10 protein-coding genes are annotated in these 9003 nt (G+C 50.3%); 1 reads left to right on the forward strand and 9 read right to left on the reverse strand.

Annotation, left to right across the window (positions count from 1 at the left end; translation table 11 throughout):
• The 6 genes from HY879_20490 to HY879_20515 all read right to left on the reverse strand — a co-directional run.
• The coding region (locus tag HY879_20490; protein MBI5605719.1) for a hypothetical protein at window positions 1-320 on the reverse strand (320 nt) is incomplete at its 3' end.
• A 394-nt stretch (window positions 321-714) separates the two neighbouring features.
• On the reverse strand, window positions 715-1095 hold the full coding sequence (locus HY879_20495) for a response regulator (protein ID MBI5605720.1): 381 nt from the start codon (window positions 1093-1095) through the stop codon (window positions 715-717).
• Window positions 1092-1742, reverse strand: coding sequence for a hypothetical protein (locus tag HY879_20500; protein MBI5605721.1), 651 nt, complete (start codon window positions 1740-1742; stop codon window positions 1092-1094). The genes HY879_20495 and HY879_20500 overlap by 4 nt, the downstream gene beginning before the upstream one ends.
• Window positions 1732-1932 carry a hypothetical protein gene (locus HY879_20505; GenBank protein ID MBI5605722.1) on the reverse strand — a complete coding sequence of 67 codons (201 nt, stop codon included), beginning with the start codon at window positions 1930-1932 and terminating at the stop codon, window positions 1732-1734. The genes HY879_20500 and HY879_20505 overlap by 11 nt, the downstream gene beginning before the upstream one ends.
• Before the next feature lie 152 nt (window positions 1933-2084).
• Window positions 2085-3152, reverse strand: coding sequence for a sulfite exporter TauE/SafE family protein (locus HY879_20510; GenBank protein ID MBI5605723.1), 1068 nt, complete (start codon window positions 3150-3152; stop codon window positions 2085-2087).
• Between the two features lie 11 nt (window positions 3153-3163).
• Window positions 3164-3724: a hypothetical protein gene (locus HY879_20515; GenBank protein MBI5605724.1), complete on the reverse strand. Its 561-nt coding sequence runs from the start codon at window positions 3722-3724 to the stop codon at window positions 3164-3166.
• A gap of 558 nt (window positions 3725-4282) precedes the next feature.
• Between HY879_20515 and HY879_20520 the strand changes: the two genes are divergently transcribed.
• Complete coding sequence (locus HY879_20520) at window positions 4283-5434, forward strand: hypothetical protein (protein MBI5605725.1); 1152 nt, start codon at window positions 4283-4285, stop codon at window positions 5432-5434.
• Window positions 5435-5504: 70 nt separating this feature from the next.
• Here HY879_20520 and HY879_20525 read toward each other — a convergent pair whose 3' ends face one another.
• From HY879_20525 to HY879_20535, 3 genes are all read right to left on the reverse strand, one after another.
• On the reverse strand, window positions 5505-6932 hold the full coding sequence (locus HY879_20525) for a sigma-54-dependent Fis family transcriptional regulator (GenBank protein ID MBI5605726.1): 1428 nt from the start codon (window positions 6930-6932) through the stop codon (window positions 5505-5507).
• A gap of 26 nt (window positions 6933-6958) precedes the next feature.
• Entirely contained in the window at window positions 6959-8491 is a 1533-nt protein-coding gene (locus tag HY879_20530) for a histidine kinase (protein MBI5605727.1), read from the reverse strand.
• Window positions 8492-8570: 79 nt separating this feature from the next.
• Window positions 8571-9003, reverse strand: a 433-nt coding sequence (locus tag HY879_20535; GenBank protein MBI5605728.1) for an MFS transporter, incomplete at its 5' end; no start/stop codon positions are given.

Raw genomic sequence — 9003 nt, forward strand, 5'->3', positions numbered from 1 at the left:
ACGATCAAAGACTCCACCATTGTGTGAATGTCGGCAATGGTCTGCAAGACCCTTCTCTTGATATAATGGAGGTCGACAAATTCCTGATTCAGAAGCTTGTGCTCCAACTCGGCCATAGTCTCAAGAAAGCTGTTATTGGCTGAAAGGAGTTTGCGGAATTCAGCGTGGTAGAGCTTTAATCGGGCCACCTGGGCGGTCTGGGTTATGGCCTCACTCCGGTGAAGAAGGCCGATGGCATCCAGAAAAAAGAGGAAGCTTTGCCTGGCGTTATGAAGCCAATCGTTCGATCGAATCTTTTTCTGATTGGGCTCTTGGGTCAAAGGGGTTTTCCTTGTAACTTAGTTCGAAAATAAAGTTTCAAGATGCAAGTTTCGTAACAATTTAGCCCTTTGAAAAACTTGAAACTTCACTTGAAAAATCCTGACGTTCGCACACCGTCATTCCGGTGAAAACCGGAATCCAGGCGTTATGCTGAGAGGAAAAGAACCTGGATTCCGGTTTTCACCGGAATGACGGAGAGATTATCGACGTTTTTTCAAAAACCTAAACTGATACCAAGCTTCAAGTATGAAAAACCTTGGCCTTGAATCTATTCATAATTCGCGACCTTCCCCAGGAGTATGGTGGGTTAGTATAACGAATCGAGATAAAGGAGTACAGAATGTTCTGCCTGCCGGCAATGATCTTTTTATTTTATCACTGAACGCCGAACGGTTATGCCTTTTCCCCATTGCCTGAGGCGGCGGATTCTATCAGACCCACCAGCTTCAAGATGGGAAATGGTTTAAAGAGATAGGCATAAGCCCCTCCCTTTAAACCGGTTTCCTCATCTGTTACGGAAAGGTGTCCGGTTAGCAGGATGACTCTGGTCTCTAAGGCCAACCTTTGGATCTCGGTCAGTACCTGGATTCCATCCATGCCCGGCATCTTGACATCCAAGACGATAACATCGAAGGGTTCATCCGCGATGTGTACCATGGCTTCCAGCCCGTCGGCGGCTGTTTTAACCTCAAATCCCCGGCGGCTGAGGACCTTGCCCAGGCTGGAGGTGAAATCCACCTCATCATCAACCAGAAGGACCTTTTTCCCTTTCACCCGGACCCCTTTCTGACCTGGAGAAACTGGACCAGATCACGAGCACTGCGTTTTCTCAGGGCATAAATCAAAATCGGATCGGTCGCGGGACCCCCTTCCTGCGGAATAATCTCGATCCAGCGGGTGGGCAGAAGCAAACCGTGCAATACGCCGGCCGCCCCTAATCCGATCATAAAAGGGCCGGTGATGGAGAGCCAGGGGGCGAAGAGGAGAGCAAAGGCCACCATGACCGCTCCCACACCGGCCTCCCCCCATCGGACCTGCCGTCGGAGGGATAGGGTATGAATCTTCCCTAAAGGAAGCTCTTCAATACGGGTCTGATCTTTTTCATCGGCCGTAGGCGGGCGGCTGGGCAAGAAAGAGGACCGGATCCGGAACAGACGGCGGTCGGTGGAAAAGAGGCTGACGGCCGTTTGTTCCGGTTCTCTTAAGACGGATTGGGTCAGTCGAAAATGGGCCCGGGATATATGATGTTCCTTTTGTATGGTTTCTCCTTTCGCCAGCCGGTCCTTAATCAGGACCCGGTAGAGATCCACGGTGCGCTCGATCAATTCCCGCTGAAAGACCTTTTCCGTCAGGTCCCCTCGCTCCCGCTTAGGATAGAGGCCCCTGATTTTATGTCTCAGGGCTTCTGCTTCAGTCGTCATAAGGATAGACTCCCGGTGAAGTCCCAGCGGCATGCAGACCGGGCATCAAGGTGGTTACCACGGCCACGAACAAAACAAAGACTACGACAAAGGCATCCCACGGATCCCATTCAACAATGGTCGAGTGATAAAGTGACCAGACCAAGTATCCGTAAAGGATCAAATTGCCTACAATCTGAAATAATTTCATTTAGGCACCTCCCTTATATGTTGCCGCGGAGCCAGACTTCGTACACCACGGCCGCCGCACCCAAAGAAATAGCCAGGAGCAGAACCCAGTAACCCAGCATTGAATCGATAAACCATTTCATCTTTCACTCCTCCTTTGATCAAACTGTTTTTTTATTTGGCCACCACCAGTGACGGTATCCAGGCCGGGACGGATTTCCCATGTTTATGGCGTACTGAAAAATACACCAGAGAAATGATAAAGAGGCACAAAAAGATCATCTCCCCCAGGGTAAAAACTACAGCTAAAAAAGAGAGGATCTCATATTTCGCCCCGGTCATCATGTAACCGAGCCGCAGGAAGGCCCCGACCGTGGCCAGTATCAAGGAATAACTGAGGATATAGCGGATAGCCGGGCCACGCACATAAGAGGTGGCGATGCTTCCGAACTGGGTGCCGAACATGGCCCCCACGATCATGAAGAGCACGGCGATAATATCCACATTGCCCATCATCGAATGCCTTAAGGCCCCATAGCCGCCGGAGACGGCGATTTCCAAAAGGTCGGTCCCCACGGCAATGTGCGTTGAAGCGCCGACGATATAGATCAAGGCCGGAACCCGGATAAAACCGCCCCCAACCCCCAGGAATCCAGCCAGAACCCCGGTAACCAGTCCGACGACCACGATCACCCACATGGAAACCACGATCTTGGCCACCCGGCAACGGACAATGGGGAAAAGGGGAATCCGTTGAAAGAACCGGGGCCCCCGGCTGACGTTCATTTCGCGCCCCACATGTTGGCCGTCCTTGGCCATCTGCTCCATCTTTTTATGGGCCTGACGGGTCTCGATCTGGGTATAGATAAAGAGCCCGAGCATGATAATAACCGAGGCCGTCAACAAAATAATCCCGGAAAGCCCCAAATGTTTGGTATAGGTGAGTAACCGTACCCCTTGTTCCACGCCCAGCATGGTGCCGCCGATCATAGCCAACCCCAGCACCCAGTCGATATTCCCTAATTGCCGGTGTCTGATGGTGGCCACAACGCCTTTGCCGGCGATGTGGGTCATATCAATCCCCGAGGCCATATAGCCCGGAAACCCGAAAACGATCAGGGCCGGTGTGACCATATAGCCCCCGCCGACACCGATGAATCCCCCGACGATCCCTACCGTGAACCCGGTCAGGACCAACAAGAATATGGGGGCCTGTATCCCTGCGATTAAAAATTCAAACATAATCTCCTCCTTTAATGAGCGCCTTCGAAATGATCTATTTTTTCCAATTTTAATCCAAACATATCGGTGAATCCTTCGGCCAGGAGCCCCAGACTGAAACCTAAGACCAGGATCAAGCCCACATTCCAGGCTGCGGCCCAGGGATTGGTTTGGATCCCTTTGTGTTTAAAGGTATCCTTATACTTAAAACCCTTGGCCTCCCGTATTTTCACCGGGACCGTCACCTTAACGAACTTATCCTCCACTGTGGCCCGTTCTCCCTTTTTTAGTTGCTCTTTAGTAATAATGCCGTTGGCATTAATGGGAAGCCGGTCTCCTTTTTTAACCGGGACGGCCTGGAGTCCCTCGATCTTTTCAAAAGAACCGATCTCCAGTAGTGCCGGTTTTCCCTTGGTGGCGTTCTTTAGGTTATCCGCGTTAACCGCGTAGCCTTCTGCGTTAGACTTGTAATAGTACCAGGCGACCATCTGCCCGGTATTATAGGTGTGAAAGGCATAATAGAACAAACCTGCTGCCACCACCCCCCAGAAAATAAACTTGATGGCCCCCTTTCCTCTTGATGCCTCTGCCATAATGAAGTCCCTCCTTCTTTTCTTTTTGGCTTTAAATTTTTGTAAAATCTGTTTTTTGCAAAGTCTGTACCAAAGGGAAAAAGCCGATCCGGATTCCATAAATGGAGATGAAATTAAGGGATTAGCGTATTTGAAAAAATTTTTCAGGGCCTTCCAAAAGAGGGGAATTTTGCTTCTGGAGGTCATTATCCTTTACAGGTTGTAAAAAATACTGGCAGCCTTTTAAAGGCCGGCCCTATAGTCCTGAAGGCGGATTCTTTAAGGCAATCCTTTTTCGACTATTATAAGGGCCTCAATTCCCAACCCAAAAACAGAAAACACCTTTCTAAAGCAAATCGCCTATCGAACTGTTGAAAAGAATGGGGGTTGGCATAAATTTTGATTAAACCAATGCAATCTTATTTATCATTTGAGAAAGGGGGGGAATATCTAATAAAATGTTACAAAAGCGTTACAGGTGTGTGAAAAGACTGGGAACAAGGCTTTTTGCCTTGACTTAAGAGACCACCTTTTTTAAAATTGACCATAAAGAGATAAGGAAAGGAGAAAAGAAAAAAGATGATCAAAAAAATGAAGAGGCTTGTTTTACTGTCGGCACTGGTAATCGCCTTTGCCTTGCCGGCCGGGGCCTTCACCATCGATGGGGCCAAAGGGGAAAAGATGTATATCGGCGGCTTTATCAAGACCGATATCGGTTATTGGAATCGGGATAAGAATTTAACAGGGGTGGACGATCAAACCCAGTTCATCACGTCGGTAACCAATAATTCCCGAGTCAGAGGATCTTTTGAAGTGGGTAATGTCGGCGGTTACTGGGAATTAGGTAATGGTGGAGAAGTTACCGGCACCACGGGCTCCGGTGTGGGGGTTACCAATTATATTGAAACCCGTAAACTTTATGGGTGGTATAAATTCGGCAATTGCGAGATCCGGGCCGGTAAGGATGATAGTTATTTATACACCATCAATCCTTTTCAAAACATGGGGCCCAATAATAACAGCCATACCGGCGGCTATGGCTGGGGCGGTATTTATGATACCCGGAACCCGCAAGTGCGTTTCACCCAGAATGTGTCCAAGGCCTTTGGGTATGCCCTTACCTTATTGCAACCCAATACCTTCGTCGATCAAACCAGAACCTCTTATGCCACCTTGCCGGCCGTGGCTGCCAAGCTGACCATGAACTTCGGGTTGGTCAGCCTCTATCCTGCCGGTCTATATCAGCAAGTCAAATGGGATAAAATGCCCGGCGGTTTTGATGATACCATGACGACCTGGTTTGCGGTATTTCCGGTGAAGGTGTCTGCCGGCGGCTTTACCGGTCTGGCCCAGATCGGCTACGGCCAGAACGTAAGTGGCGCCCTGGGTACGCAAAGTGCCTTTCATCTTTATCTGCGGGATGCTTCCGGGAAGGTCAAGAATACCACGGCCTTGAACGGGTTCGTGGATCTGGCCTATGCCTTCGGGCCGGTCACTCCCCATATTTATTTTGGCTATGATAAGGCCAGCAATAGCGATATCTGGAAGACCGGGGATGACAACAATACCCGAACCATGGTGGGCATAGGCATCAACTACAAAGTAGCCGATAGTTTCTATGTGGTTCCGGAATTCACGATGTATGATTACGGCAAGAGGCCGAACAATGCCGCCAAACCCGATCTTGGCAAGGAATGGTTGGGTGGTGTGGAGTTCCAGTTTATATTCTAACTTAAATTGTTACAGTAATCTGTTGATAAAGTGTTCTTGAAAAGGGGAGGTTAGCCTCCCCTTTTTTGTTTTATCCCTCATTTCTTACCGAGGTCTCCAGTTTAATCCGATACTTTTCGATTTTGGATTGCAGGGTGGGACGGGAAAGGCCGAGCAATTTGGCCGCCCGGCTTCGATTGCCATTGGTGATGTCCAGGGCTTCGCTGATAAGGGCTTCGGCAACCCGGTCTATCAAGACATCAAACCGGTCTTCTCCCCTTTCATTCATCAAGGCTTTATGAGCCCATTGTCTTATGGACCCGTTGACCGTCGGCTCCTGCTCCCGGACCATCGATTCTCCGATTGCCTGGGAAACATCCTCCGGACGGATGGGGTAGCCCCGGCTGAAAATCAGGGCTTTTTGTATGGTATTGGCCAATTCACGGACGTTGCCGGGCCAGTGATAGTTTTTCAGTAGTGTTTTGGATTCCTCGGACATTCCCGGGTTATCGATGTCCATCTCCCGGGCGAAGCGGTCCAAAAAATAATCGGTCAGTCGGGGGATATCCTGAAGGCGTTCCCGCAAAGGCGGAAGCTGGATGGTCACGACTTTCAAACGGTAATAAAGATCCTCCCGGAACCTTCCCTCAGCCAGCCCGGCCTCCAGATCCCGGTTGGTGGCGGCGATGATCCGCACATCCACGGGGATGGGCTCCCGACCGCCTAAGCGCTCAATGCTCTTTTCCTGAAGCAGGCGTAATATTTTGGCCTGGATACTAAAGGGCATATCGCCTATCTCATCGAGGAAAATAGTCCCTCCATGGGCCTGTTCAATCCTTCCAATCCGCCGGCTGACCGCTCCGGTAAAGGCCCCTTTCTCATAGCCGAATAACTCGCTTTCCAGCAGCGTTTCCGGGATGGCCACACAATTGATGACCAGAAAAGGTTTATTAACCCGCAGGCTGTGTTGATAAACGGCCCGGGCCACCAATTCTTTGCCCGTCCCGGATTCGCCGCGAATCAGAACCGTGGCCTCGGTGGGGGCCACCCGGCCAATGGCCTTATAAATCTCCTGCATCGGTTTGCTCTGGCCGACAATGACTTCATGGGACGCCGTTTTCGGCAGGATATCGATGTCCACCTGGGAACGCATGAAACGACTGGCCTCCAGGGCTTGATTGATGAGTTTTAGGAGATCCGGAATATCAAAGGGCTTGAGCACATAATCAAAGGCCCCTAACTTGGTGGCCTCGATCGCCGTCTCGGTGGTTCCAAAAGCGGTCATAATAATTACCGGGAGCTTCGGTTCAATCTCCCGTAAAGCCAGAAAGGTCTCGATTCCACTCATTCCCGGCAGGCGCACATCCAACATAACCAGGTCCGGGAGAACCGAGCGGAGTACGGATAAACCGGTTTCACCGCTGGAGGCGGTTAATACTTCATGACCCTCCTCGGTCAACAATTTTTCGAAGCTCTGCCTGATTTGATAATCGTCATCAATAATCAGAATTACACCCATAGAATTTTTTCCTTAGGCTGTCACGTTCAGGTCAACCCTTTAACCACTAAAGGTTTTTCTTCACTCTTCACCACGAACTCCGAACTATTTTCACTATAAGGCAGGGAAATTATAAATGTAGCCCCCTCCCCCTCTTGAGACCGGAGGGTCAGGGTCCCCTTATGTTTTTCTACGATCCGGGAGGCGATACTTAAGCCCAGGCCCGTCCCTTCTTCCTTGGTACTGAAAAAAGGTTGAAAAATATTTTCCTGAATCGACTGCGGTATTCCCGGACCATTATCCGTTACGTACAGGACCAATAAACGTCCGGCAGGTCCTCCGTCCTCTTCTTTTTCCAGAATCCGGATCAGCCCGCCATGCACAATCATCTCCGAGGCGTTAACCAGTAAATTGACCAGGACTTCCTTTAACTGGTCCGGATCGGCCCAGATTTCGGGCAAGGGCTTCTCCCGGACCAGTTCAACCTTGACCCCATGGGATTCCAGCCGATGCTGGAGGAGCCTGAGGGCCATATCGACCACATCGGAAGGGCTGACTTTTTGCATCGTCAGCTTGGGGGGCCGGGAAAATTCAAGAAAACTCCGGACAATGGATTCTATATGATCGATCTCCTCTGAAATCACCTCAAGATCTTCTTTCATGGTAGGGGACAACTCTACGGCCCGGCCCATGGAAAAAAGGCGAATCTTGACCGAGGTCAAAGGATTCCGAATACTATGGGCAACACCGGCCGCCAGCTTTCCGGTCATCGCCCATTTTTCGGATTGGACCAGGTGCTCCTGGCTGCGGGCCAGTTGGTTCTGTGTCTGGTCGACATCTTCGATCAGACTGTGTACCTGATTACTGAGAACACTGACCTCATTCGATATCGGGATTTGATGGCCACCCGGTCCGGTTTCAAGGGTCAGTTGGCGAATGGGTCCCAGGATCTGCTTAAAAAGAACATACGCCAGAAGGGCCCCGGTCATGATTACAATCTGGATGGCGATCAAGGCCGCTGCATTGATGTATCGGGTCCTTAATTGGCCTTTTTCCCGGGCTTGAGCGATATTTTTCCGGTGGATTTCCTTGTATTGCTCGCAGAGATCGTGGATGATTAAAAAACGGCCCCGGTTTTTTTGTTGAAGGATAATCCCGTATTTCTTCTGCCCTGTTTGAAAAAGATGGATGACTTCCTGGCGAGCGTTTTTATATTGGAGGTATTCCGATTCGATTTTATTCAAAATTCCCCAGATAGCTTCTGTTCGGGCATATTCCCGGGTCTTTTTAAGCTTTTCTTCAAAAATCCTCTGGTATTGGTCCAACTGCTTCAGCCAGTCCGGGTTGCCATCCTGAAAAAAATAGGTAGTAAACCCTTTCTGCATAGCCAGAGCGGTTTCCAATTCCTCAGCGTTTTCGAAGGAAACGATATCCCGGTCAATGACGGTGTTGAAAAGGGAACCGATGGATTCGGCGTACCAGACCGTTGCCATCCCCCCCGCGAGGGTGGTCAGGATCAGGGCGATCAGGGTGAACAGTATCCGGGATCTTATACTTTGGGGGAGTAATTTTTTTATCATTTTTCTTTCCATTTATTCCCTATACCATAAAAATCAGATCCGGTCTTGATTTTTAGGCGCCTAGTCGCTTTGGCCGGGATTATCCCGGCGTTGGGCGCTGAGAATGAAAAGCGGCGGTGGGTAAAAGCAGGCAGAGTAAGAATCCAATAAGGGGTATGACTGCCAAGGTCTGCAGGGCGGCCGGGACCCCCCAAAAATCTGCGACCAAGCCCAAGAGCGTCACCCCTAATCCCCCGGTCCCGATGGCAAAGCCGACCATCAAACCAGAGGCCATCCCCAGCTTTCCCGGCAGAAGATCCTGGGCCATGACCACCGTAACCGAAAAGCTGGCGATCAGGACAAAGCCGGACAAGGCCAGGATAACGAAGGTACCCCAGCCTTGAATTTTAAGAAAGAGGATGAGGAGGGGGATCATCAGAAACATGGTCAGGGTAAGAAAATTTTTGTGTCCCCAGCGGTCGGCCAAGCGGGCCCCCACCAGGGTCCCTATGGTCCCTGAAATCAGGAAAGTG

It is taken from the genome of Deltaproteobacteria bacterium (genome assembly GCA_016219225.1).
Taxonomy (GTDB): Bacteria; Desulfobacterota; RBG-13-43-22; order RBG-13-43-22; family RBG-13-43-22; genus RBG-13-43-22.